At 43.0% G+C, this 24,244-nt stretch carries 24 protein-coding genes; 19 read left to right on the top strand and 5 right to left on the bottom strand.

Annotation, left to right across the window (positions count from 1 at the left end; all coding sequences use genetic code 11):
* Positions 1 to 30: 30 nt before the first annotated feature.
* Positions 31 to 1,917, bottom strand: a complete 1,887-nt coding sequence (locus tag V6W81_RS20450; RefSeq protein WP_338540199.1) for a S8 family peptidase — start codon at positions 1,915 to 1,917, stop codon at positions 31 to 33.
* Between the two features lie 291 nt (positions 1,918 to 2,208).
* On the opposite strand from V6W81_RS20450, the gene V6W81_RS20445 reads away from it, so the two are divergent.
* From V6W81_RS20445 to thiI, 6 genes are all read left to right on the top strand, one after another.
* Positions 2,209 to 2,715 (top strand): YpuI family protein, encoded by a 507-nt coding sequence (locus V6W81_RS20445; RefSeq protein ID WP_338540198.1) that lies wholly within the window; start codon positions 2,209 to 2,211, stop codon positions 2,713 to 2,715.
* Between the two features lie 171 nt (positions 2,716 to 2,886).
* Positions 2,887 to 3,105: a DUF1540 domain-containing protein gene (locus V6W81_RS20440; RefSeq protein ID WP_082560385.1), complete on the top strand. Its 219-nt coding sequence runs from the start codon at positions 2,887 to 2,889 to the stop codon at positions 3,103 to 3,105.
* Positions 3,106 to 3,140: 35 nt separating this feature from the next.
* A complete protein-coding gene (locus V6W81_RS20435) occupies positions 3,141 to 3,545 on the top strand; it encodes a hypothetical protein (RefSeq protein WP_338540197.1) in 405 nt (134 codons plus the stop codon).
* A 221-nt stretch (positions 3,546 to 3,766) separates the two neighbouring features.
* A complete protein-coding gene (locus V6W81_RS20430) occupies positions 3,767 to 4,528 on the top strand; it encodes a lytic transglycosylase domain-containing protein (RefSeq protein ID WP_338540196.1) in 762 nt (253 codons plus the stop codon).
* A gap of 175 nt (positions 4,529 to 4,703) precedes the next feature.
* On the top strand, positions 4,704 to 5,852 hold the full coding sequence (locus V6W81_RS20425) for a cysteine desulfurase family protein (protein WP_338540195.1): 1,149 nt from the start codon (positions 4,704 to 4,706) through the stop codon (positions 5,850 to 5,852).
* 6 nt (positions 5,853 to 5,858) lie between these two features.
* A complete protein-coding gene (gene thiI / locus V6W81_RS20420; protein WP_338540194.1) occupies positions 5,859 to 7,100 on the top strand; it encodes a tRNA uracil 4-sulfurtransferase ThiI in 1,242 nt (413 codons plus the stop codon).
* A 165-nt stretch (positions 7,101 to 7,265) separates the two neighbouring features.
* On the opposite strand, the gene V6W81_RS20415 is transcribed toward thiI, so the two are convergent.
* Positions 7,266 to 7,967: a TerC family protein gene (locus V6W81_RS20415; RefSeq protein WP_338540193.1), complete on the bottom strand. Its 702-nt coding sequence runs from the start codon at positions 7,965 to 7,967 to the stop codon at positions 7,266 to 7,268.
* Positions 7,968 to 8,070: 103 nt separating this feature from the next.
* On the opposite strand from V6W81_RS20415, the gene V6W81_RS20410 reads away from it, so the two are divergent.
* The 7 genes from V6W81_RS20410 to V6W81_RS20380 all read left to right on the top strand — a co-directional run bounded on the left by V6W81_RS20410 (position 8,071) and on the right by V6W81_RS20380 (position 14,647).
* Positions 8,071 to 8,733, top strand: coding sequence for a TerC family protein (locus V6W81_RS20410; RefSeq protein WP_338540192.1), 663 nt, complete (start codon positions 8,071 to 8,073; stop codon positions 8,731 to 8,733).
* Positions 8,734 to 8,936: 203 nt separating this feature from the next.
* Complete coding sequence (locus tag V6W81_RS20405) at positions 8,937 to 9,254, top strand: hypothetical protein (RefSeq protein WP_338540191.1); 318 nt, start codon at positions 8,937 to 8,939, stop codon at positions 9,252 to 9,254.
* Between the two features lie 569 nt (positions 9,255 to 9,823).
* Positions 9,824 to 10,321 (top strand): hypothetical protein, encoded by a 498-nt coding sequence (locus V6W81_RS20400; protein ID WP_338540190.1) that lies wholly within the window; start codon positions 9,824 to 9,826, stop codon positions 10,319 to 10,321.
* A gap of 181 nt (positions 10,322 to 10,502) precedes the next feature.
* The gene (gene typA, locus V6W81_RS20395) at positions 10,503 to 12,350 is read left to right on the top strand and encodes a translational GTPase TypA (RefSeq protein ID WP_128102875.1); all 1,848 of its coding nucleotides are present in this window, start codon (positions 10,503 to 10,505) and stop codon (positions 12,348 to 12,350) included.
* Between the two features lie 301 nt (positions 12,351 to 12,651).
* Positions 12,652 to 12,948, top strand: coding sequence for a YlaH-like family protein (locus V6W81_RS20390; RefSeq protein ID WP_338540189.1), 297 nt, complete (start codon positions 12,652 to 12,654; stop codon positions 12,946 to 12,948).
* 91 nt (positions 12,949 to 13,039) lie between these two features.
* Positions 13,040 to 14,095 carry an LCP family protein gene (locus V6W81_RS20385; protein WP_145045646.1) on the top strand — a complete coding sequence of 352 codons (1,056 nt, stop codon included), beginning with the start codon at positions 13,040 to 13,042 and terminating at the stop codon, positions 14,093 to 14,095.
* Between the two features lie 99 nt (positions 14,096 to 14,194).
* The gene (locus tag V6W81_RS20380) at positions 14,195 to 14,647 is read left to right on the top strand and encodes a pyridoxamine 5'-phosphate oxidase family protein (protein WP_145045644.1); all 453 of its coding nucleotides are present in this window, start codon (positions 14,195 to 14,197) and stop codon (positions 14,645 to 14,647) included.
* A gap of 7 nt (positions 14,648 to 14,654) precedes the next feature.
* Here V6W81_RS20380 and V6W81_RS20375 read toward each other — a convergent pair whose 3' ends face one another.
* Positions 14,655 to 15,377 carry a YhcN/YlaJ family sporulation lipoprotein gene (locus V6W81_RS20375; protein ID WP_145045642.1) on the bottom strand — a complete coding sequence of 241 codons (723 nt, stop codon included), beginning with the start codon at positions 15,375 to 15,377 and terminating at the stop codon, positions 14,655 to 14,657.
* Between the two features lie 153 nt (positions 15,378 to 15,530).
* On the opposite strand from V6W81_RS20375, the gene V6W81_RS20370 reads away from it, so the two are divergent.
* Together V6W81_RS20370 and V6W81_RS20365 are read left to right on the top strand one after the other, a co-directional pair.
* A complete protein-coding gene (locus tag V6W81_RS20370; RefSeq protein ID WP_056696100.1) occupies positions 15,531 to 16,865 on the top strand; it encodes a PhoH family protein in 1,335 nt (444 codons plus the stop codon).
* A 232-nt stretch (positions 16,866 to 17,097) separates the two neighbouring features.
* On the top strand, positions 17,098 to 18,381 hold the full coding sequence (locus tag V6W81_RS20365) for an ABC transporter substrate-binding protein (RefSeq protein ID WP_338540188.1): 1,284 nt from the start codon (positions 17,098 to 17,100) through the stop codon (positions 18,379 to 18,381).
* Here V6W81_RS20365 and V6W81_RS20360 read toward each other — a convergent pair.
* Both V6W81_RS20360 and V6W81_RS20355 read right to left on the bottom strand, forming a co-directional pair.
* Positions 18,373 to 19,452, bottom strand: coding sequence for a coiled-coil domain-containing protein (locus tag V6W81_RS20360; protein ID WP_430700900.1), 1,080 nt, complete (start codon positions 19,450 to 19,452; stop codon positions 18,373 to 18,375). The genes V6W81_RS20365 and V6W81_RS20360 overlap by 9 nt on opposite strands.
* Before the next feature lie 201 nt (positions 19,453 to 19,653).
* Complete coding sequence (locus tag V6W81_RS20355; RefSeq protein ID WP_056696109.1) at positions 19,654 to 19,890, bottom strand: DUF2626 domain-containing protein; 237 nt, start codon at positions 19,888 to 19,890, stop codon at positions 19,654 to 19,656.
* Between the two features lie 313 nt (positions 19,891 to 20,203).
* Here V6W81_RS20355 and V6W81_RS20350 point away from each other — a divergent pair, with 313 nt between their 5' ends.
* The 4 genes from V6W81_RS20350 to V6W81_RS20335 all read left to right on the top strand — a co-directional run bounded on the left by V6W81_RS20350 (position 20,204) and on the right by V6W81_RS20335 (position 24,200).
* A complete protein-coding gene (locus V6W81_RS20350; protein ID WP_056696111.1) occupies positions 20,204 to 20,854 on the top strand; it encodes an RsfA family transcriptional regulator in 651 nt (216 codons plus the stop codon).
* A 151-nt stretch (positions 20,855 to 21,005) separates the two neighbouring features.
* On the top strand, positions 21,006 to 21,974 hold the full coding sequence (locus V6W81_RS20345; RefSeq protein WP_338540186.1) for a ketopantoate reductase family protein: 969 nt from the start codon (positions 21,006 to 21,008) through the stop codon (positions 21,972 to 21,974).
* Positions 21,974 to 22,348 carry a DUF3397 domain-containing protein gene (locus V6W81_RS20340; RefSeq protein WP_145045633.1) on the top strand — a complete coding sequence of 125 codons (375 nt, stop codon included), beginning with the start codon at positions 21,974 to 21,976 and terminating at the stop codon, positions 22,346 to 22,348. Before V6W81_RS20345 ends, V6W81_RS20340 begins: the two co-directional genes overlap by 1 nt.
* 151 nt (positions 22,349 to 22,499) lie before the next feature.
* Positions 22,500 to 24,200 (top strand): peptide ABC transporter substrate-binding protein, encoded by a 1,701-nt coding sequence (locus V6W81_RS20335; protein WP_338540185.1) that lies wholly within the window; start codon positions 22,500 to 22,502, stop codon positions 24,198 to 24,200.
* Positions 24,201 to 24,244: the final 44 nt, after the last annotated feature.

Raw genomic sequence — 24,244 nt, 5'->3', positions numbered from 1 at the left:
GCTTTTGTTGTTGTCGAACATAAATAAACACTACTTCGTATATTTCTTCATGGTATTGTCCATTTGCTGTCTCACATGTTGTGGCCAGAATTGCAGGGGGGCACTATTGCTCGATGCGGCTTGAAGCGCTTTGTAGACATCCACTTGACCGTATCCATAATATTTATCGTGTCCAGGATCGCCGAGATCAATCACGCTCTGACGCATGAGATCCATCACTTCGGTATTCGTTAAGTCAGGGTTGATCGAACGAATTAATCCTGCAAGTGCGGCCACGTGGGGACTCGCCATGGATGTTCCCGACAATGCAGCATACTGGTTATCAGGATAGGTGCTCGCAATGCTGGTACCTGGTGCCATAACATCAACGTAGTCGCCATAGTTGGAGTAGGAAGCTTTATTCATGTCAGGGTCAGTAGCAGATACAGCGAATACTTCGGGATAGGCAGCCGGATATCCAGGACGTTCTGTATTATCGTTGCCTGTGGCGGCAATCAGCACAATATCGCGGTCAAACGCATATTTGATTGCATCATGAAGAAACTGAGCATCTGCATAGTTTCCTAAGCTCATGTTAATGACCTTAGCTCCATGGTCTGCTGCCCAGATAATCCCCTCAGCAACAGCATAAGTCGTGCCTGAACCCGAGCTATCCAGAACTTTTACCGGAAGTACATTATTGTACCAGCTCATTCCTGCTACACCCTCATTGTTGTTAACAATCGCCCCGATAATTCCAGCAACGTGCGTACCATGACCGACATCATCAAGAGGTTCGTTAGTAGGGTCGATCACATTGTATCCCTTAAGCAGCTTTCCTTTGAGATCAGGGTGATTGATATCTACCCCAGTATCCACCACGGCAACAATAACATCCTTGTTCCCTTTTGAAATATTCCACCCTCGGTTGGTTTCAATTGCAGGCAGGTTCCATTGGTAATCGGTAAACAAAATATCATTAGGAACGGTGACCTCCGCCGAATTGTCCTTTTCAGTCAGTGTCTCATTGGTTAAATACATGAAGTGGGGTTCCATATAAAGTGGATTCCATTTACGATCAAAATAGGAATGCAGCTGTTCATAATTCATATGTTCTGACCGGAAAACATACGTGTATCCCAATTTGCGAGCAGACTGTGTTCGCAAGTCAGATTTGATGATGCGCATGTCACGTTCGCCCGGCTCCTGTCGAAAACGAATTACGATTTCATTCTCATAAAAGTGGCTGGCATTTGCGTTATCATGCCCTGTTTTGACCGTAATTTCGTTTAAGGTATCTGGGTGCACCGATTCAATTTTGAATTTGCCTTCCCGAGGGTAAGGAATCATACGTAGATTTTTACGTTGATGCTGTTCCACCGCGTTAAGCACGTTTTGGCTGAATAAAGCGATGATGGCTTGCTTGCCATCCTTGGAAGGCTGGCCTAACACAAAATACTTTTCTTTACCCATGGAAAATGAAGAAGACTCGAAGCTTTGGCGTTTCATAACGGCTTTTTTGGCTAGGCTAAGAGAATGATCGAAGCGTTGTTGCTCCAATTTACTTCCTTTTGGCAGATCTTTGCCGAACTGATGGCGCTGTGAACCTGATTTATTGTCCATGAACAGGAGAGAATGGATGTGTTTGTGAGATTGTTGAAGGTCTTGCACATATTTACGCAATTCTGAATCTGACATGCTGGAGGTTTTCTCTAACATGGTGCTTAGATGCTGCTTTGCATCCATTCGAGTGAGGAGATCCGTAGCTTTCACGTCTTGAACTTTCAGGCGCTGTTTATTCCCTTGCTCCACGTGAGGAGTATCAGGTAATGCACTATGCTCTGGCAGCGTGCGATTGGATGTTGGTAGTAGCAGGGTTAGAGCAAGCGTTCCTACACCTGCAGCAATAACCCAGTTAATCCATTTTGGTTTAGACATCGGGATGATAACCTCCTCTGTAATTGGGACAATAATCTGAACCGTGCTCAGGTCTCATCGTTGTCCGTGCATAGTTCTATCGTTAGGAAAAGCAGATATTTTTATGCAGATCTAGACCATGCGTAGCATTTTGCAATTAAGATCGTCGAACACATGTAGACACCGGTTGGATTATGGGATACCGCTCGTCAGCTTTTTATGGTAGGATAGTACCTGAGAATTGAAGGTCAGGTGAAATTCACCGCCCGACCTACCTATATGTAAGGACTTATTTAAGGGGGAGCTACCTTTATGTCAGCAGCCAATGTACAGAAAATTTGTGAGTCAACTAGGGAAAAGTTAAAACCTGCTATCGATCGGATTGAACAATTTTTGAACGAAAATGCTTTGCCTGAACTGGATCAGAATCAGACGGAAGAATCAACAACGTTCTACAAAGGATTTCTTTCGGATCTCCGTCATTTGCTTGTTTTTTCTGAAGTTTCTTACGAAAAACTTGGCGTTGTGCTGCGTCGTGCTAATTTCGATATCGATTTTGCGGAAAAGGCGCTTTATAATACGTACCACCAAAGTGTAAATAGCTTTTTCTATCCCAAAAATGAATGTTACTCTGAAGACGGCAGATATGCTTACACAGGGCAAGATGCAATTCGTTTCCGTGACAAGCCTATCCGTGCAGTGCGTGACGTCATTCTTGAGATCTCCAAAACGTATGAAGAATTGCGCGACGACTTGGCGTTCTATGAGAGTGATTACTTGACTCAGCGTCGGATGCAGAATCAACGTAACCACGCCTAAGTGTAGACTACATGTAGACTAACTATATCAATGAATGAAACCGCCGATTTTGGCGGTTTTTTTGCGTTCTCACTAAATAGCTACGAGAGGGGAATTCATGTCATCATCTGACATTTTGAACGGGAATAGCTGATTATTACCGTGGAGACAATAGGTGCGAGGTGATAAATAATGAGTCAAGAAAAGCCAATCGTTAAATGCAGTGTCTCTAACTGTAACTACTGGGGCGAGAATAACTTCTGTCAGGCGGATGCCATCATGATTGATATCGATCAGCATGCTACCCGCCGCCTACATGAGGAATTTGCTGGAGAGACGTTTGATTCCGATCATCACGATCATGCACGAACATCCTCTGCCACATGCTGTCACACGTTCAAACCCAAATGAGCAGTCATTCCCATTCTTAATGGAGGTGCTTAGTAATGAAAAATGATTACAAAGATCTTTTGCTTAAGCGCTCTGAATCTGAGGACAAGAAGTCTCGTGAACGCGTTGATTATCCAAGACGTGAACATCGGGAAGAATATGGTGCCGAGGTTGCTCCCCCAACGGCTGTGCATACGGAGCGTTCTGAACGTCCCGTAAGTACGCAGGAAAATCATGAGGCAGATGCAGTGATGGAGTCTACAGGCAGGGTTGCGGGCTATGTTGGATTGGCCTCAGGGATCGCATCATTGTTCATGTGGTCTATCGTGCTTGGACCCGTTGCGGCTGTACTTGGTTATTATGCTTTTGTAAACGGCCGTAAAACGGCAGGTGCTTGGTCTATGGGGCTAGGCATTGTAGCTACACTCAGTTATTTCTTCATGATTCCTTTCGCGCGATAAGAGCAGAGGGTCGTCCCTCTTGCATCTTCTTTAAACGAACACAGTACTTTAATATGATGACCTTTTCTGTTCCCTATTCGGGGAATGGAGAAGGTTTTTTTCGTCTATGTGCAAAAGAGAGTATATCTGTGTTTATTTTTTTGAAAATGATGGCAGATTCATGTAAAACGATGTAGAATAAAGGCAGAATATAGTTTTAAATTACGGGAGTGGATATACACATGCAGATTGATCCCAGTGGGTCACGGCAGTTGCTTGAACTGCAATTGTCCAACGTTGCCAATCCATCAAGCGGGTCAGCCGGAGCGGTCAATTCCTCTGTAGATTTTGCTAATATGATGGACGGGCTATTAGGCACTGGAAACCGGGGGACTAGCAGTAGCGAGGCATCTTCAGCATCTCTTGGTTTGTCCAAACGATCCAATGACGGGTTATTATGGTTGCAATTGGGCAGCCAGTACAGTTCAGATTCGGGTACACCTTTAACCGCTTCTACAAGCAGCAGTCCATCTGTATCTCTTACGTCTCTGTTGGATGCAGTGTCAACGAATGGGGAAGAGACTGTACCTACCGATTATGATTCCTTAATTGCGGCAGCGAGTGCCAAGTATGGCGTGCCTGAGTCGTTAATCAAGGCCGTGATCGATACAGAATCCAATTTTAATCCAAACGTTGTTTCCTCAGCAGGAGCCAAAGGCTTAATGCAATTGATGGACGGAACGGCTGCTGGCCTCGGAGTAAGCAATTCATTCGACCCTGCGCAGAATATTGATGGGGGAACGAAGTATCTTTCTCTTCAGCTTCAACGTTTTGGTGGAGAAGTGAAGATGGCTCTCGCCGCGTACAATGCAGGACCTGGACGTGTATCACGCTTGGGCGTATCCAATGACACTGAACTGATGAATGCACTGAAGCTTCTGCCTACCGAGACGCAAGCTTATATCGCAAAGGTAGAGAAGGCGCAAGCAAAATATACGCTATAACTTTTGAATGAAATGCATATACAGTGAGTCCAGCCAAAAGATCAATTCAGGAACTTGAAGGGGCGTTTCTACCTGTTTCTGTTTGGTCTTTTTGTGTTGGAGCGGTATCATGTTACAATGCTCACTGTAGAATCATGAAGTTTGAGTGCAGACGATAAGGAGGTTTAACCTCGTTTTGAAATATTTTGATTATGCAGCGACGACGCCTCCAGATCCAGATGTCGTACGAACTATAGCTGAAGTGATGGAGGCTCAGTATGGTAATCCTTCATCCATCCATGGCTATGGTGAGCGAGCACACCAACTATTACGGCGAGCGAGAGCTGGTTGTGCTACAGCAATCGGGGTTAGGCCTGAAGAGATCATTTTCACCTCGGGTGCAACGGAAAGCAACAATCTCGCGATTAAGGGGGCAGCATTACGCTACCAATCACGAGGCAAACACATCATTACCACGGCTACCGAACATGCATCAGTGTATGAGAGCTTCCTCCAATTGCAACAGTGGGGATGGGACGTTACATGGATTCCTGTAGACTCACTTGGGAGGGTTACTGCGCAGCAGGTTATCGAAGCGTTAAGACCGGATACTGTCCTTATAAGCTTAATGCATGTCAACAATGAGACAGGTGCTATTCACCCGATTGCTGAGATCGGTAAACGACTCAAGAAAGAAGCTCCCCGTGTTTTGTTTCATGTAGACGGTGTGCAGGGCGTTGGAAAGCTGGAGGCTAAGCCTGCTTCCTGGTATGCCGACCTATATAGCTTGTCTGCTCATAAATTTCGCGGCCCTAAAGGAGCTGGACTCTTGTACGTGCGCAGTGGGATTGAACTGACTCCACTATTATCCGGGGGTTCACAGGAGAACGGGATGAGAGCAGGGACGGAAAATGTAGCATTGCTCGTAGGTATGGCGAAGGCGATACGTCTTGCTGTAGAGCGTCAACCCCAATTTGCTGAACGCGTGACGGTGTATCGTGATCAGATCATGGCGTTTATTAAGGAAGTTCCGGGTTTAGTGCTGAATAGCGATCAACAGGGAGCACCTCATATCATTCATTTCTCATATCCTGGCATGAAAGCCGAAGTAGTGCTTCATACATTGGAGCAGCTCGGGGTTACGGTATCGACCCAGTCAGCATGTTCTTCTCGTTCTGCTGAACCAAGTCGTATACTGCTCGCGATGGGCAAAGATGCGGCTTGTGCAGCTGGAGGATTACGCATTAGTCTTGGTGATGAACATACAGAAGAAGATGTAACCCTGCTGAAGCAGGCCATACATCAGATGATGGCGCAATTGCGCCCGTTGGAAAGGCGGATGTAAAGTCAGATGAAATACGATATGTTACTTCTCCGTTTTGGAGAATTTATGTTAAAAGGAAAAAATCGTGCACGTTTCGAGAAAACGATCATTACTCAAGTGCGTTCCTTGCTCAAGCCTTACCCTAGTGCGAGTTTGCGAAAAGAGTTTGGTCGCCTGTATGTAGATCTCGGTAATGAATCCTATACAGATCTGATTCGGGTGTTAAAAAGGGTTTTCGGCGTGATGTCGATCAGTCCGGTTAAAGTGACCCCCTCTGAGCGGGATGCCATTGTGGAGACTTCAGTTGCTTTTATGGAGGAGAGAAAGCACGAGTTCGAAGGCGGTATGACTTTCAAAGTAAATGCTCGCCGTGTATGGAAAGAGTTCCCTCATTCCTCGCATGAGATGAACCATTTGGTGGGATCTCCCATTCTCCGAACCTTTCAGGATCTTAGCGTGGATGTGCGTGAGCCGGATATTGAGCTGCGCGTAGAGATTCGTGAGCAGGGTACTTATATTTTCAATGAGGTAATACCTGCTGTAGGAGGATTCCCATTAGGTACAAACGGAAAGGCCATGCTTTTGTTGTCCGGTGGTATCGATAGTCCTGTAGCCGCTTGGTCTTCGATGCGTCGTGGACTCGAAGTAGAATGTGTACACTTCTACAGCTATCCGTTCACAAGTCAGCGTGCCAAGGAGAAAGTTATTGACCTCGCCCGTGCACTGGCGGATCATGCGGGAACGATTAAGCTGCATCTTGTTCCGTTTACCGAGATACAAACGGCATTCACGCAGCTCGGACAGGACAACTTAATCATTACGCTGATGCGGCGCTCTATGTTGCGGATTGCAACCAAACTGGCTGAACGTGAACGGGCGCTTGCATTGATTACAGGCGATAGCTTAGGTCAAGTAGCCAGTCAGACACTTCCCAGCATGAACGTGATTGGACGTGCAACGGATCTGCCGTTGCTGCGACCGCTAGTTATGATGGACAAACAAGAAATTATTACGCTGTCCAAGCAAATTGGAACGTACGATATCTCCATTTTGCCTTATGAGGACTGCTGTACTCTGTTTGTGCCCAAATCGCCAACGACGAATCCTAATCTCCGCATTGTGGATAAAATTGAGGCAACGATGAGTCATCTGACTGCATGGGTCGACGAAGCTGTACTACAGACCGAAACGATTGTGTTACATGCAGGTGAATCTGTCACTGGAGCAAGTTCTAGTGACGACTCTGAAATCAAAGAAGACTGGTTTTAATCAATTCGTCATTTAATCCTCATAGTGACCTCAAGTGGATGGAAAGACATAACAAGGAATATGTTTACCCGCATCTTAAAATATGACAAAGTTAAACACAAAAAGGACTAGTCGACAATCATCGGCCAGTCCTTTTTTTAAACCATTTATATTTATATACTCTTCTTACGAATAAGAGCGCTCATGCTTTTTGACTGCTTTATCATGATTTACACGTTTTCGATAACCTGCCAATACGATGCCGGCAACGACTAGAACAATGAACAATATTCGCAGTGCCGGATGCTCGGTGAAGAAAGGCACAAGCTGATGCTCTTCCGTAATCATATTGGTAGCCGTGTAGCCTAACACGATAGCTCCAAGATAAATAATCCATGGAAAACGATTAATCAGCTTAATGAACAGCGTACTGCCCCACACGATAATAGGTACGCTAATAAGAAGTCCTAGGATAACGAGTAGGAGATGCTGCTCGGCTGCGCCCGCGACAGCAATGACATTATCCAGCCCCATGGCTGCATCTGCGATAACAATGGTGCGTACTGCAACCCACAGCGAGTTACCTGCTTGGATATCGCTGTGCTCTTCTCCTTGATCCGCTAACAATTTATAGGCAATCCAGACGAGAAGCACGCCTCCAGCTAGGAGCAACCAAGGCACTTTAAGGAGCCAGAGTACAACAACGGTTGCTACAATTCGTATAAGGAGTGCACCTACTGTTCCGTATAGGATCGCTTTTTTCTGCACGGAGGGATGAAGATTACGTGCAGCTAAACCAATGACGATGGCATTGTCCCCAGCTAACATGAGATCAATAAATACAATTTTAACTAAAGCAATCCAAAAAACAGCGCTAAATATGTCCATTGCTGTCACTCCTTCATTTACATGCCTGTCTAAAATAAGCTTGTTCAATCGATAAGAATAGCATGGACAACTTTGACATACAAGTTAGAGTGGGGGGATGATTATGGATACTTTATGGCTGTTGACTGAAATATTAATGATCAATCTGGTTTTGAGTGGAGATAATGCTGTTGTTATTGCACTTGCAAGTAAGGATTTACCTGTGAGGCAGCGTAAACAAGCCGTGTGGTGGGGGGCATTTGGAGCGGTAGTATTACGCTGTGTACTGACCTTTGCCGCCGTTTTATTGCTGGGGATTCCATTCATTCAAGCTGCTGGTGGACTGATGCTGTTCTGGATTGCCATGAAGCTATTGCTTCAGGATGAGGATGCGGTACATATTCGTGAAGCAAAGACGACGTGGAAAGCGATTCAAACGATTTTGATCGCTGACTTTGTCATGAGTTTAGATAACGTTCTAGCCATCGCTGCATTAGCCAAAGGTGATCTGGCACTGATCGTTATTGGTATTGCCATTAGCATTCCTATCGTCGTATGGGGAAGTGGTCTAATCGTGGGACTGTTGAAGCGATACCCGATCTTGGTGTTTGTCGGTTCTGGAATTTTGGCTTTTACAGCTGGTGAGATGGTAATGAACGATCCGAAGCTTGGGCAGTGGTTAAACGGAATGACAACCGAAGCACATACGCTGCTTCCAGCAGCCATGGCTTGTCTGGTTCTTGCTGTTGGAGGAGCAAATAAGTTTGTAGAGCGCGAGAAAATATAGATGTTTATTCCAAGTATTTTCAATGAAGAATTGATATAAAAAAGAGGCATTAATCTTTTGAAATTTTCCAAAAAAATCTTAATGGTGTTGTCTCTTTTTAATACAATTAATATAATAATATACTTTTTTTTAAAAAAACCTTGAATATTTTGGATAATATGATATTCTAATTAAGTAAAAAAATAAATTTGGAGGTACTTATTATGAAAAAATCCATTATTATCCTTGGAGCTTCTGCTATGCTCTTATCTTTGCCTGGTGTAGGGCTTGCATCTGATTTACAATCTCATACTTCAAAAAAAAATATTGAAGAAAGAGTAATTGCTTTAGCTAATAGTAAAGGTGTTAAAGTTACAAATTATAGTTTGCCAGGATATAGAGAAGGTATGACATATCCACAAACTTGGTATTATGTTGAAGGAACCTATTCAGGTTACTTAACATATGCAGGAACACATTATAGCGGAGGTGTTTGGTATCCGGTATATTCAGGAACTATTTATGATCGCGGTATCCAATAGATAATAGTTTTCAACTTATTTCTTTAATGTACTACATAAGTATGATCCATACTTTAAATAAACGGCTATGTTCCTAATAGAACAAGGCCGTTTATTTTTTTGCAAAGAAGTTGAATGAAATAAAATATATAAAATGATAAATTTGATTTATATAAACCCTTTTGTTCGTTAGTTATAAATTATATTTAATGGATTTTGTAAGGGGGCATTATACTCTTATCTATTTTCATTTATATATTAGAAACGTATCAAAGCTTATTTACAGAAGCGTTGCTTAGTTTGGTATAATAATTATAGAAATCGAAGTAACTGAATAAAAACGGGAAATTGGAGAAAAAGTTCTTTATCTAACTCTGTCAACTCAAACTGAAAAGAAATATGTTAAATATCTAGGCTGAATTATGATACGAAAAGAGATTGTTTAGACATGATGTTGCATCTATGTTGCACTATAATACTAAACAAGCAATTTATGCTGATCTCTGATTTGTTTTTAAACAGAAAATTAGAAACTAACAAGTGGGTGTGAAGGTTTTTACAATTTTCAGTTAAGAGGTGACTTGCAGAAAATGAGAATGAGAAATGAAAAAGCAATCGGGATTTTTATAGTTGTTGCAGGTGTGATTATTTTGCTCGGTAAGCTAGGGGTGTTTGGATTCATTGGGCGCCATTTCTGGCCGTTGTTGATCCTTCTGCCGGGTATTGCTCTTCATGCGCTGTATTATGCACGACTCTCGCCTTCATGGTCACTTGTTCCTGCGGGAATTTTAACGGTATACGGCTTGTTGTTCGGCATAACGAACACATGGGGAGTGGGTCTGATGGCAAGGTTGTGGCCGGTTCTTCTGCTAGGTGTTGCTGTAGGTTTATTAGAATACGGACTAGCTGAACGTCGAAGAAGACCTGAGTATGTGTTACCTGCTGCAATGATTATAGGTGCAGTAGCTGTCATATTGCTCGGATTTACCTTGCTTCAGACGGGGATTGTCTACGTACTTGCTGTCCTGTTGATCTTAGGCGGAGTGTGGTTATTACTAGGACGGGGACGTCGAGGTAAGGGCTGGTAATAATCTCAGTGCTGATTTCAAGCGAAATATCTTGATTTTTACCTATGATAAACTATAATATAAGGGATATAGACATGCGTCGGGTTATCACCGACGCTTATTTTGTGAGTAACCTGCGATTTTGCGGGAAGTTTAGTAGATAAGATAAGAATTGAAATTGGAAAGGATATGGATACAAACCATGCATTCAAGAGAACACATTCGCAATATTGCGATTATTGCCCACGTCGACCACGGGAAAACGACACTCGTCGACAAGTTGCTCCAGCAATCCGGTACATTCCGTGATCACGAGACTGTACAGGAGCGCGCAATGGACTCCAACGATTTGGAGCGTGAACGCGGTATTACGATTTTGGCCAAAAACACGGCTATAACTTATAAAGATTTCCTGATCAACATTGTAGATACACCTGGTCACGCCGACTTCGGTGGTGAAGTAGAACGTATCATGAAAATGGTTGACGGCGTTTTGCTCGTTGTTGATGCTTATGAGGGCTGTATGCCACAAACGAAGTTCGTACTTCGTAAAGCACTTGAGCACAACCTGACTCCGATCGTTATTGTAAACAAAATCGACCGTCCAGCGGCTCGTCCGGCTGAGGTTATTGATGAAGTACTTGACCTGTTCATCGAACTGGGTGCCAACGATCAACAACTTGAATTCCCTGTCGTATATGCTTCCGCATTGAACGGAACATCAAGCATGGAAGACGATCCTGCCAAACAAGATGACAACATGATGGCGATCTACGATACCATCGTAAGTCATATCCCTCATCCAACAGAGAACGTTGAAGAGCCACTGCAATTCCTCGTAACTCTGATGGACTACAATGAATACCTCGGACGTATCGCTATCGGTCGTGTAAACCGCGGTGTGATTCGTCAAGGCCAATCCGTTACTGTTATTATGCGTGATGGCAAAAGCAAAACAGCTCGTATCGAGAAACTGTTTGGTTTCCAAGGTCTGAAACGTGTTGAGACAGAGGAAGCTGGTGCAGGTGACATCGTTGCGATCGCGGGTATTAAGGATATCAACATCGGTGAAACGATTGCTGACCCGAACAACCCTGAAGCTTTGCCGGTTCTGAAAATTGATGAGCCAACACTGCAAATGACATTCCTCGTAAACAACAGTCCATTCGCAGGTCGTGAAGGTAAATGGGTAACTTCCCGTAAACTACGCGAGCGTTTGTTAAAAGAATTGGAAACAGACGTATCTCTTCGTGTTGATGAAACAGAGAGCCCAGATGCATTTATCGTTTCCGGACGTGGTGAGCTTCACTTGGGTATCCTGATTGAAAATATGCGTCGTGAAGGATATGAGCTTCAAGTTTCCAAACCAGAAGTTATCGTTAAGGAAATCGACGGTAAGAAAATGGAACCTCTTGAGCGTTTGTTGATTGATATCCCTGAAGAAAGCATGGGTTCCGTCATGGAGAGCCTGGGCGCACGTAAAGCAGAGATGGTTAACATGATCAACAACGGTACTGGTCAAGTACGTCTGGAGTTCCTGATTCCTGCACGTGGTCTGATTGGATACAGCACTAACTTCCTGACATTGACTCGTGGTTATGGCGTAATGAACCATGCATTTGACAGCTATGCTCCAGTGGTATCCGGTCAAGTGGGTGGACGTCACCAAGGTGTACTGATCTCAACTGAAACGGGTACATCTACGTTCTACGGAATGATGGGTGTTGAGGATCGTGGTACGCTCTTCCTTGAGCCAGGAACAGAAATTTACGAAGGTATGATTGTTGGTGAGCATACACGTGACAATGATATCGTAGTTAACATCTGTAAAGAAAAACAACTGAGTAACGTTCGTTCTGCTGGTAAAGATGATACGGTTAAAATTAAAACGCCGATTATCTTCTCATTGGAACAGGCGCTTGAATATTTGAACGATGACGAATACTGTGAAATCACGCCGAAATCCATTCGTCTTCGTAAGAAACTTCTGAACAAATCCGAGCGTGAGCGTGCAGAAAAACAACGCAAAATGGCTCAAAATAACGCTTAATCTTAACTAACAAAAAAATAGAATGTATAAGTTAACGTTTGATGTTCTCCAACTATTACTTAGGTTGATGCAGCATAAGTAGTGGAGGGAACGGAATCGATTCTGAAGAAGCAAAGCGTTCGCCTTTATCTCCGGATTTCCCATTGCAAAAATGGATCAAAAAATCTGGAGATAACAGCGATCGAAAGAACGATCCGAACCCGGAACGGCCACTAATGCTCGTATGAACTTCTAAGTTCCAGTGTTGTTTCATCAACCAATTTACTTATACAAGCATGATCACGAAAGGAGATGCCTTAACATGCAAGCATGGTTCGCATCACACCCGATCGTAGCCTATATCGTCATCTTTGTGCTAATAACTTACGTATACAACAAGGTGTTTCGGGTACGTCAGAAGTTACCACTCGTTAAGGAAATTTTCCTCTATCTGTTGATGGCGATGGGCACATTCATGCTTCTTATTTTTCAGATCGATAAGCTTCCCATCATTCAATGTTTGCTGGTAGCGGTTGGTTTGATGTTGTTAGTACGAGTGCGCTATTTTATTGAAGGTCGTCAAAAGAAAAAAGCGGAAGCTTCCGCACGGAACTCATAAATGTTGTCTTGTACAAACCATCCGTTTTCCCTCGGGAAAGCGGTTGTCTTTTATTTAGACAAAAAACAGATGTGATAAAGGTGTTGAAGATATGAATTCGAACGGCTTACCTCCACGGAGACAGGCACCGACGAAATCCAGTACTTCTGGATCGAAGAATGGCAAGGGTCAACCTAAGAAAAAGAAAAAAGGGTTGCGAGCATTTGCGAAGATCGTACTCAGTTTGTTCGTCATCGGCATATTGGTGGGGGCTGGATATATCTACTGGGTGTACAACCAAGTAGCGGATACAGGTATTGATAAACCGGTACCTGCAGGGATGTCGGCTAAGACCAAACCGATTACGATGCTACTTTTAGGTACGGATAATCGTCCTGAGACAGGAACTTACCTATCCGATGTAGTGATGGTGGCTTCCATGAATCCGGAGACCAAAACGGCAACGATAGTGTCGCTACCACGGGATACACGCATTGTATTGGATGGATATAAATCGAATAAATTGAACTCATATTATCCGAGATTTAAGGCACAGGAGAAAACCTCCGGTAAAAAAGCGGAAGATCAGATGAAAGAAATGATGGGCAAGTATCTTGGTGTGGACATCAATTATACAACCGTCTTGAATTTCCAAGCTTTCCGCGATGCCGTTAATGCGGTTGGTGGGGTAGATGTGACTGTAGATAAAAATATGTGTTACCGAGATAAAGCAGATGGTACAGATATTAATCTCAAAGCAGGCCCACAGCATCTCGATGGTAAAGAAGCGCTTGACTTCGTTCGTTACCGTAAATCGAATTGTGATCCCAAAACACAAGAATCCAACGATTTTGACCGAAATAAACGCCAAAACCAAGTGTTGAATTCCATGTTAGATCAGATGAAGTCACTAGGTGGTGTTACCAAAATCGGTAAGGTTATTGGTGCAGTGGATGACAATATGACCACAGATGTGGAATCAGAACAAATGAAAAATTTCATTTCCACGTATTGGGATATATCTAAATCGGATGTACACTATACTCCAGTGACAGGTGAGTGGAGAAGTCCATATGTATATATCAACGAGACGGAGCTAGCGAATGCAAAGCAAGCTCTGCAGGATACGTTATCCGGTAAAGTGACTGCGTCTCCAGCAGCAGAATAACTCTCATTCTTTGGGGATTGGAAGCGAGCTTAGCGGTATGCTATAATGACTTAAGCAGTGAAGCAAGTCTTGCCTAAAGAAGATTAGGGGGCTGGTTGAATGTCCGAAGCCGTCACACAATTAACTGAATCTCTTTTGCAACAGTTCAAACATGAGACATTTGTCCTCCTGAACACCGTTGATTTGGAATTCGGAGGCCCTACATCTACTGCGATTTCATGGATTTATGCAGAGAATGCTTCGACTCTTCGTGTTGCACTGGATCATCGTTCACGTCTCGTGAAGAATATGATCCATAATCCATTGATAACTGTCACTGTATTTGGAGAAGAGATGGTGTATGCCATTAACGGTCGTGCTTCGGTACGCCAAGATCCATTGCAGGATGTTCCATTTAATATGTGCTGTTTCGACATTTCAATCGAAGCTGTGCGAAATGCGTTGTTTTATGGAGCTCAGCTATCCTCTGTGCCTCAATATGTCAAAATATACGATCAGCGTGCTGCTGAAAAATTAGATGAGCAGGTGTTTGCTGCGATGAAAAAAGCCTAGTGAGAAATCACTGGGCTTTTTGTTGTCTTTTGTCTGTAGAATGTTGTTGCTGCTGTTGCTGTTGCATTTGAGGTTGCTGCTCATTTTGTTCATCGGGATTTTGTCGAACCTGTACGTCTTTTGGTAGCTGTGGGATGATTCGTCCCACCATATCAGCAAGCTCTGAGGCAAAACCGGAGATCGGGTGTCCTTGACGGATATGCTCACCAATTTCTTTGATTCGTTCAGTGACATCGGCATCTGCCGTAACAATAGAATCTACACCCTCAGGGTCTTTACGAAGAGCCTCGGCAACAGCGTATTTAATGGTACCAACGCGTGCACGCTCAAGCTCGCCATCAACATCGATACCAACTACAGCAGTATTACCTAGAATGACACAATTGGCATCCTCCACACCTTCCACTTGCTTAGCGAGTGCTTTGAGGTGATGAATTCGTTGATCATTAGGCATCCGGCCTGTTTGTGCATCATCTACGATGTTTGTATCATGGACTTCACCTGTATTTTCAGGAACTGGTTCAAGTCCTGTAGGGTTTCTAAGATCATCTTGTGCGTCCAGCATATGAGATCCTCTCATCCGATCTTGCTGAGTTGTAATATTACCTCCATAACTTCTTGGATGCATCTTGTACTGATCTTGTGAAGCATTCTGCGAAGCGTTATGCGAAGTACTGTTACAGCCTGTAAGTATAAAGATCAGAAGCAGCGCGCATATCCCAAATTTCATAAATGTTCATCCTTTCTTAGAGTTTTTCAGAATGGTTGACAATTATTTTGTCCTAGTCGAATACATTTATGTATGGGAGCATGATTGTCCATGCCGCTGCTGAAAGATCGCACTTATCCATGCCTTTAACGACGCCGCTTTGGAGGGGATTGAATGAAAAAGATTTTTGTATTGGATACCAACGTGCTTCTGCATGACCCCAATGCCATATTTGCCTTTGAGGAACATGAGGTAATCATTCCCGCGGTTGTACTGGAGGAGATCGACTCCAAGAAAAGAAATGCCGATGAAATAGGCCGCAATGCCCGCAATGTATCAAGGTTGCTTGATGGACTACGTGAGTTAGGGCATCTGCATAGTGGTGTGCCTCTTGCCAATGGAGGGAACCTAAAAGTTGAGTTGAATCATCGCAGTTTCGTAAAGGTACAGGAGATGTTTGGTGAAGTATCTAATGATAATCGTATTTTGGCTGTCGCTGTGAATTATCAGATTGAAGAAAATGAAAAAGAGGTTGTAGAACGACAGGTCGTTCTGGTCAGTAAAGATGTCCTTGTTCGGATCAAAGCCGATGTACTTGGTTTGGTTACACAAGATTACTTATCGGATCGGACAGCAGGGCTGAGTGAACTGTATCCAGGTTATACCGCCTTGAAGGTGCACCCATCCGTTATTGATGAGTTCTACACCTATCGCTTTCTCCCGATCAAACCATTGCAACTATCCTATTCACTCTATCCAAATGAATTTGTCATTCTCAAAGATGAGATGGGTACGAATAAATCAGCGTTGCTCAAGGTAAATACAGAAGGAACCAAGCTTGAGCCGCTTTTTCTTAGTAATGATAATGTGTGGGGAATTAGTGCACGTAACGCACAACAACGCATGGCTCTTGAGCTGCTGCTGAATGATGATATCCCTCTTGTGACGATAACGGGAAAAGCAGGAACAGGCAAAACGTTACTGGCACTTGCGGCAGGTTTGTTAAAAGTGGAAGATGATCATAAATATAAAAAGCTATTGATTGCTCGTCCTGTAGTTCCAATGGGAAAAGATATCGGTTATCTACCTGGCGAGAAAGAAGAGAAGCTACGCCCGTGGATGCAACCGATCTATGATAACCTGGAGTTTCTGTTTGATACCAAAAAAGCAGGGGATATTGATAAAATCCTAATGGGATTAGGCAGTATTCAAGTCGAAGCCCTCACGTATATCCGCGGACGCTCCATCCCAGGACAATTCATTATCATTGATGAAGCGCAGAATCTTTCCCGTCATGAAGTGAAGACGATTGTATCAAGGGTTGGTGAAGGCAGTAAAATCATCCTAATGGGCGACCCTGAGCAGATTGACCACCCTTATCTGGATTCTGCAAGTAATGGTTTAACATACATCGTAGAGAGATTCAAACAAGAAGGAATCAGTGGACACATTATGCTCGAAAAAGGAGAACGATCCAAGCTTGCTCAATTAGCTGCAGACTTGTTGTGATTCATGGGAATACAGCAGGTTTATTTCCCGGAAAATGTTTCTAGCATAACCGGCTCAATAGAGCCGGTTTTTTATTGCGAAAAAACCGAACATCATATAATGTTCAGAACTCGATATGCTCAAATTATGCAAAAGTTAGAAAAACAGTTTTTAGGCAGATTAGGACAAGAGCCCTATGAATTTGTTACAATGGACATCGCAGGAAATAATTAGGAAGCGAGGAGGAGAGGTAATGAAGCGGAGACATCAGATCGTATTGTTTGCAGTGTTGCTGCTTTCGTTAACTATACTTTCTCCAAGCTTTGACTTCGGTGGCTCACAATCAAGTGAAGAGGGTAACCCCGATCGTACTACATTTCCAAACCAAACATCCCGTGGAGAAGATCAACATGCACCTGTGGAAATTGTTGTTTCCATGACTTCTGAGGAGTTTCTTGTATTTCAAACGATTGCTAATCAAGTTGCGGATTCCTCTGGTGTAGAGATACAGTTGCGTAATTTGGAGCAGGACACATTCGAGAATGTGCTTGAATCTGAGTTTGCGGTTGGAGATAGTGGAGATGTTATTCTGTTAGATGGTACCGAGATTCAGAATTATGCCAAAAGAGGATTCTTGTATCCCTTAAATGGGACTACGTTATCCAAGTCACTTGGAGAAACTGTCATTCCTTTGCGGGAAATGACTGAATGGAATGGCTACCAATGGGCAATGCCGTTTGATTTTGATACTTACGTGCTTGCGGCCCGTTCTGCATTTCTTACTAAATCAGGTTTAGATACATTGCCACAACGGGAAGATCAGTGGATTAAGCTAATACAGCAGGCAAGTAATGCGGGGACGAAACTGTTATCAATCGACAGTGATGATATCTATGCAACGAGTGCTTGGCTGAATCATTTTGAGCCTGGTCTTGCTATGAACTACATGATGAATGGGGAACAAGGTAGTCTTTTAGAGGGAGAATACCAACAGGAGTTACAGTTAATAGAGAAGATTCAACCATACCTGCATTTGGACGCGAAGAATGCTGAGTCTTCAGAGGCGTTTCAACAAAATATAGTCCCGATGACGGTCATGTCACTATCCAGACTTCTACAAGAGAATAAGACAATAGTGGGGGACACAGGTTCATTTAACCAGATAGCGGTTACAGCTCTACTGCCAGTAAAATCGCGAAGCTTTGTCATTACAACCGGCTCTTCTGAGACCGATGGAGCCAGTCGGTGGATTGAAGGCATGACTTCCGCCGCTGTGCAATTGGAATGGTTCCAACGAGCGCATTATTTGCCAACTAAACAAGATCAGATGAATGTCCAGTCTGGCAAATTGGCTTCTCTTTTTGGAAAAATGGACATTAAAGCTTTATTGGCTACAAACGCTTTACCTTCCAAAACTGAAATAACGTATGTGCCAACGGGAAAGGTTCAGCAGAAGATAAAGCAATTTATCCAAGGTCAGATCTCAGCGATTCAGTACATGAATAGTATTGTTGAAATACGAGGTTTGTCAAAATGAAATAGCTAATTTCACTTCGAGCACACCTTCACTTGTAGATACTTCTGTCGCTTTTACGAAAGAAAGAATTTTCTGTGGATAAAACCCGAGATCGAATTCCTTTTCCAGCATCCGGCGTGTTGTATCAGGCAGCTCCAATTGATTAAATACCAGCTTATCGACATGGAATCGAATGGAATTCTGAGGCTCGTTCTCCACCGTATAATGACCTTCAATGCTTAACTCCAATTGATCACGTTTGCCTGATGCTGTGATTCGATCTTTTTCAAATTGAAATGCAAAATCATTAAAAATAGGATTCTGCTCTCGCAAAAATTGATTAAGCTCATTCTGTCCGATCCGAATCGTGTATGATGTTCCCGTTGTAGAAATTCCACCATTTTGATTTTGAATAAAGTCAGGTAGATTTTGCATGGCTGATGCCAAAGCTTTGAAATACCGTTTAACGTCGTATATTCCGATATTCTCCCAATAGATCGTAAGCTCGTTCATTAGCTTCTGAATGGCATCTGCATTTCCGCTAGCCGCTACCTGCCCATCCACTTCTTTTTGTAATGTGATTACACGCTCCCGTTGATTCTGCAAATTAGATTTAAGTTCATTGAGCTCTTGGCTCGTTTGAGCGATGCGAGTTGACGTTTGCTGCATGCTTCTATATCTCTCCTGAAACTTATCCAATACCGCCTGGTCTCTGCCGATAATAATCTGATAGTAATCATAAAGAATAAATAGATCTTTGAATGATCTGGCACCAAGGACGGTCATGAGGAGGCTGTCACGTTCACCTGTATAATAGGATCGTACAACTGAACCTGCCCGTTCCTGTTGAATATGTATTTGTTCCTTTTGCTCTTGAAGCTGACTCGTCAACGTAAGTTGCTGCTGATCCAATTCATTCTGTCTTTGTGTGATCCGTTCAATCTCATGGTCGATCTCAACGATGGACAAGCTTTTTTGCAATATCTCACGGGTTTCCTCAGGAGAGGGCTCGGCATAAACGGAAGTCGATGTAAGTTGGACAAAAAGTAGGGTGGATACGAGTAGAGCAATGATGTTATACCGACGTTTCACGAATATCATTCTCCTTTCCTTAGTCATATCTATTGTACAGGCTTCTCTCTTTCAAACAATATATGAAACAAACCTGTGAAATATCCTTAGTGGTTACATAACGCGTTAAACCATACTTCAATCACCTGAGTTATCATAGATTTCGAAACGACAAAAAAAGCAATCCGGAGTAAACTGGATCGCTTTTTTGCTGTTGGCGGATTAGAGCGGCAAATCCATTTGGAATACGGTCCAGTAACTGAACCCCGTGAAGGTAACGATCATATAACCCCAGAAGAGCAATATGTACGTTCTTTCGGTGAATTTCAGATATCCCAAAATGACGAAAAACGCAGTCTGCAGGAAAAAAAGCAAGGCCATCTCGACCAAATTCCCTGCAAAAGCCATCAGGCCAATCGTGAGTGTGAAGAACCCGAGTACTCGAAACATGCGTGCCACGGTAAGTCCTCCTCTCTATGTACGATCATAGATTGTCTACACAACATTATACCGGGAAAGGAAAAAGGTGTAAACAGAATAGGATATGAAAGCGAATTCTTTTTTTGCCTTGAAAGGCTTAATTATGCTTTCTTTTACACATGTGACGTATGAGTACACTTAAATGTGGAAATACATTTTAGTATGAAATCAATTCTATGAACTCTATGAGAGGCATAAGAATGAATGAAGCAGCTTTTATACCTCATTCACAAGCCGGGAGATCGGTAAGGTGAACGGTTATTTTAGGATGTTGTTAGGAGGGTATTATAGCATGACTGCAGTGAGACAGGATGCTTGGAGTACAGAGGACGATTTGATTTTGGCTGAGGTTACATTACGTCATATTCGGGATGGAAGCACGCAGCTCGCTGCATTTGAGGAAGTAGGCGATAAAATTGGCAGAACGTCTGCCGCTTGCGGATTTCGCTGGAACAGCTTTGTGCGGAAAAAGTATGAATCTGCGATCAGCAATGCCAAAGCACAACGCCAAAAACGTAGTTATCTTAGAAAACAACCTGCATTGCTTGGGCCGCAAGTGGCTGCACTCTCTACATTAGAGACGGAAGAAAGCTTGTATAAGTCAGATGGAATCTTGGAAGAGACTCTCTCCATCGATGCTGTGATCCGTTTCTTACGTCAATGGAGAGGAACAGTACAAGAAAACGGACGTCAGCTCAAAATGCTGGAAAAAGAATTACGAGAAAAAGAAGACGAACTTCATGAGCTTCGTTGTGAGAATGATCGTTTATCGAAGCAAGTGAATGAAGTTCAAACCGATTACCGTGTAGTGAACGACGATTACAAGGCATTGATTCAGATTATGGATCGTGCAAGAAGACTTGCATTTTTGTCAGAGGAAGAAGAAGAGCTCAAAACACGGTTTAAAATGGATGCTAACGGAAATCTGGAGCGAATTGAGTAGTACAGATCCGTGCTTAATCTTCGATATAGGAATGAACCCGTCACATTTCCGTTAGATACGGTAACGTGCACGGGTTTTTTGTTTAATCGTTTTGTTCTATGATATATAGATCTAATCTAAGGTATGGAGAATGGCGAGAGGAGGGTGTCATATGATTATTGACATTATAGGCGCAGGGTCACTTGGATTATTGTACGGAAGTAAACTACAGGCTGCTGGTCACCAGGTACGTTATTGGACTCGAACTTCTGAGCAAGCATCCAGCATGAAGAAGCTTGGTTTGCAAATTATAGAGCCTAACGAAGCAGAGGTGCTGACCATAAGCGGAGCGGATATTCAGGCCCATTGCATTAAGAGCTTAGCCGAGACATGGGCACATTCACCTGGGAGTTGGTTACTTCTGATGGTGAAGCAGACGGCAATGGATGAGATTATCCATGACATTAAGTCTATGGGTAAGGAACCGCTTAATATCATATGTTTCCAAAATGGAATTGGACATGTGGCAAAATTACAAGAAGCTATGCGAGGAGCTACTATATACAACGCCATCACTACAGAAGGAGCCAAAAGAGTAGGCACCGAGGTAATCCGTGCAGGTGAAGGACAGACTTGGATTGGTCAAAGTGATGAGGATTCACCACGTTATGGAGGACAAGCGGGAGAGAATGGACTAATAAGTTTGGTGCACACTATACAACAGGCAGGATTTGACTGTACAGTGTCGAATCAAATCGATAAGCTGATATATAGGAAGTTGATCATCAATGCAGTCATTAACCCACTTACGGCCGTCTGGCGAATACCGAATGGCGAATTACTTCTAAATAAAGAACGCACCACGATTATGCGCCAGCTTTATGATGAGGCAATCACGGTATACAGAGCAAGCGGAATTACGGCGGATGCAGATCTTTGGGAACAACTGTTGAACGTATGCCAGACGACAGCCTCAAATACCTCTTCTATGCTTGCGGATGTTCTGGAAGGACGTCGTACTGAGATTGATTCCATCAATGGGCAAATCGTAATTTTGGCGCATCAGTGTGGACTGAATGCTCCGTTGCATGAAGCGTTGCTGCATTTAATCAAAGGTATGCATCCGGAAGGAGTGAATTGATGAGCTTTTTTATCACGTTGAGTATATTGCCCTTCTTTCCTTTCATTATTGTATATTGGGTTATGTATGCTTGGAAAAAGGATAAACGGGTTGCGGTTCGAAAAGCTATGGATGTTACAACGCTATTTCTAATTTTCTCTGTATCTGCGTTATTCAACTTAACATTTGAGACGAATTTTGGTTTTTCTTTGACGCTTATTTTCATACTAATAGCACTTGGATTGGTAGGAGGAGCGCAAAATCGACTAAAAGGTAAAGTGAATGGGGGACGAATGTTCCGGGCAGTTTGGCGTATGGCATTTGTAATGATGAGTTTTGGATATGTTTTGTTTACTATATTTGGACTATTTAGATATTTCATGAAACAGATGTGAGGTTACATAACGCAAAAGGGTTAAAAAATGTGTCGATTTTGTCGAAAAGTGAAAAAAACATTACTTTCTGAAAAAGTAATGTAGATTTTTTTGACCGGTGGTTGTATAATCTATAAACATAAACCACATCAATTTAGGGGGAAAGTGTTAGATGAAAAGGAAAAGTCTATTAGTCCTTTTGACGCTGATCTTGGCGTTCGGTACCGTACTTGCAGCGTGCGGATCGAAAAATGAAGGCACAGGTAACAACACCGATACTGGTTCTGCAAGCGAAAGTAATGGTCTTGCGAAAGATCAAGTGCTGAAAATTAACCTGACAGCTGAACCTCCTACGTTGGACCCGGCTCAAGCAAAAGACAGCCAAACCAACACAGTTCTGAAATTCTTGTATGAAGGTCTTGTACGCATCGATGCTGATGGTAAAGAACAAGCTGGCGTTGCAACTGACTGGAAAATTTCTGAAGATGGATTGAAATATGTTTTCAACCTGAATCCAGAAGCAAAATGGAGCAACGGTGATGCAATCACTGCTGAAGACTTTGTTCGTTCTTGGGAGCGTGCATTGAAACCAGAAACTGCTTCTCCTTATGCTTACCAATTGTATTACATCAAAGGCGCTGAAGGTTACAACCGCAGCTCTGATGAAACATTCGAAGGTACTAAAGTTACAGACTTCGCACAAGTAGGTGTTAAAGCAACAGACGAGCATACGCTTGAAGTTACTTTGGAAAACCCTACACCTTACTTCTTGGGTCTGACAGCATTCTACACGTACTACCCAGTACACCAGTCTGCTGATACAAATGACAAATTCTTCACAGATTACAAAAACATGATCGTTAACGGACCATTCACTATGGATACGTACGCTAAAGGTCAAAAAATCGTAGTTAAGAAAAATGATGGCTACCATGCAGCATCTGATATTAAATTGACTCAAATCGATATGTCCTTGACAAGCAGCAGTGCTTCTGAACTGCAAGCTTACAAATCCGGACAATTGGATTACACTGGTGCACCTAACGGTGAGATCCCAACTGACCAAATTCCTTCTGTAAAAGCAGAATTGCCAGATGAGTTCAAAGCTACTGGTATCGCAAGTACGTACTACTACCAATTTAACGTAAATGAAGCTCCATTTAACAACGTTAAAATCCGTAAAGCATTTGCAATGTCTATTAACCGTCAACCAATCGTTGACAAAGTAACTCAAGGTGGACAAATTCCAGCATTCGGTTTCGTACCTCCAGGTATCCGTGGTGAAAACGGCGAGTTCCGTGATGAGCACAAAGATGACTACTTCACTGAAAATGTAGAAGAAGCTAAAAAATTGCTTGAAGAAGGTATGAAAGAAGAAGGTTACACTACGTTGCCTGCAATCACTTTGATCTACAACACAAGTGACAACCATCAGAAGATTGCTCTTGCAGTTGCTGATATGTGGAAGAATAATCTTGGCGTTGACGTGAAAACTGAAAACCAAGAGTGGGGCGTATTCCTCGATAATCGTCAAAACCAAAACTTCCAAGTTGCTCGTGCAGGTTGGTCTGCAGACTATAATGACCCGTACAACTTCTTGGAAATGTGGACTACTGGAAACACAAACAACGATTCCAAGTTCAGCAATGCTCAGTATGACAAAGATGTTAAAGACACTGTAAAATCTGCTGATCCAGCTGCTCGTATGGCTGCTTTCGCTGACGCTGAAAAAATCCTGATTCAAGATGAAATGGCTGTTATGCCAATCTACTACTACACTAACGTATCTTTGACTAAGCCTTACCTGAAAGGCGTACAACTTGATTTCAGTGGAGCAATTGACTTCACTCGTGCATATCTGGAAGAGAAATAAGTTGTTCTGAAGTCTATATGATTACTTCGGGATATATATGTGGA

The organism is Paenibacillus tundrae (genome assembly GCF_036884255.1).
In the GTDB taxonomy this organism is placed as follows: Bacteria; Bacillota; Bacilli; order Paenibacillales; family Paenibacillaceae; genus Paenibacillus.
The sequence above is the reverse complement of the archived record's forward strand: the minus strand, read 5'-3'. Positions and strand labels throughout refer to the sequence as shown.

Excerpts from the sequence above, each read along its gene's own strand:
- V6W81_RS20415 (WP_338540193.1), bottom strand. The coding sequence starts at position 7,967 with ATGGACATATTTAGCGCTGTTTTTTGGATTGCTTTAGTTAAAATTGTA.
- V6W81_RS20380 (WP_145045644.1), top strand. The coding sequence starts at position 14,195 with ATGTCCGAAGCCGTCACACAATTAACTGAATCTCTTTTGCAACAGTTC.
- V6W81_RS20375 (WP_145045642.1), bottom strand. The coding sequence starts at position 15,377 with ATGAAATTTGGGATATGCGCGCTGCTTCTGATCTTTATACTTACAGGC.
- V6W81_RS20400 (WP_338540190.1), top strand. The coding sequence starts at position 9,824 with ATGAGAATGAGAAATGAAAAAGCAATCGGGATTTTTATAGTTGTTGCA.
- V6W81_RS20410 (WP_338540192.1), top strand. The coding sequence starts at position 8,071 with ATGGATACTTTATGGCTGTTGACTGAAATATTAATGATCAATCTGGTT.
- V6W81_RS20440 (WP_082560385.1), top strand. The coding sequence starts at position 2,887 with ATGAGTCAAGAAAAGCCAATCGTTAAATGCAGTGTCTCTAACTGTAAC.
- V6W81_RS20365 (WP_338540188.1), top strand. The coding sequence starts at position 17,098 with ATGAAGCGGAGACATCAGATCGTATTGTTTGCAGTGTTGCTGCTTTCG.
- thiI (WP_338540194.1), top strand. The coding sequence starts at position 5,859 with ATGAAATACGATATGTTACTTCTCCGTTTTGGAGAATTTATGTTAAAA.
- V6W81_RS20370 (WP_056696100.1), top strand. The coding sequence starts at position 15,531 with ATGAAAAAGATTTTTGTATTGGATACCAACGTGCTTCTGCATGACCCC.
- V6W81_RS20435 (WP_338540197.1), top strand. The coding sequence starts at position 3,141 with ATGAAAAATGATTACAAAGATCTTTTGCTTAAGCGCTCTGAATCTGAG.
- V6W81_RS20430 (WP_338540196.1), top strand. The coding sequence starts at position 3,767 with ATGCAGATTGATCCCAGTGGGTCACGGCAGTTGCTTGAACTGCAATTG.
- V6W81_RS20350 (WP_056696111.1), top strand. The coding sequence starts at position 20,204 with ATGACTGCAGTGAGACAGGATGCTTGGAGTACAGAGGACGATTTGATT.
- V6W81_RS20390 (WP_338540189.1), top strand. The coding sequence starts at position 12,652 with ATGCAAGCATGGTTCGCATCACACCCGATCGTAGCCTATATCGTCATC.
- V6W81_RS20385 (WP_145045646.1), top strand. The coding sequence starts at position 13,040 with ATGAATTCGAACGGCTTACCTCCACGGAGACAGGCACCGACGAAATCC.
- V6W81_RS20345 (WP_338540186.1), top strand. The coding sequence starts at position 21,006 with ATGATTATTGACATTATAGGCGCAGGGTCACTTGGATTATTGTACGGA.
- V6W81_RS20340 (WP_145045633.1), top strand. The coding sequence starts at position 21,974 with ATGAGCTTTTTTATCACGTTGAGTATATTGCCCTTCTTTCCTTTCATT.
- V6W81_RS20450 (WP_338540199.1), bottom strand. The coding sequence starts at position 1,917 with ATGTCTAAACCAAAATGGATTAACTGGGTTATTGCTGCAGGTGTAGGA.
- V6W81_RS20405 (WP_338540191.1), top strand. The coding sequence starts at position 8,937 with ATGAAAAAATCCATTATTATCCTTGGAGCTTCTGCTATGCTCTTATCT.
- V6W81_RS20335 (WP_338540185.1), top strand. The coding sequence starts at position 22,500 with ATGAAAAGGAAAAGTCTATTAGTCCTTTTGACGCTGATCTTGGCGTTC.
- typA (WP_128102875.1), top strand. The coding sequence starts at position 10,503 with ATGCATTCAAGAGAACACATTCGCAATATTGCGATTATTGCCCACGTC.
- V6W81_RS20445 (WP_338540198.1), top strand. The coding sequence starts at position 2,209 with ATGTCAGCAGCCAATGTACAGAAAATTTGTGAGTCAACTAGGGAAAAG.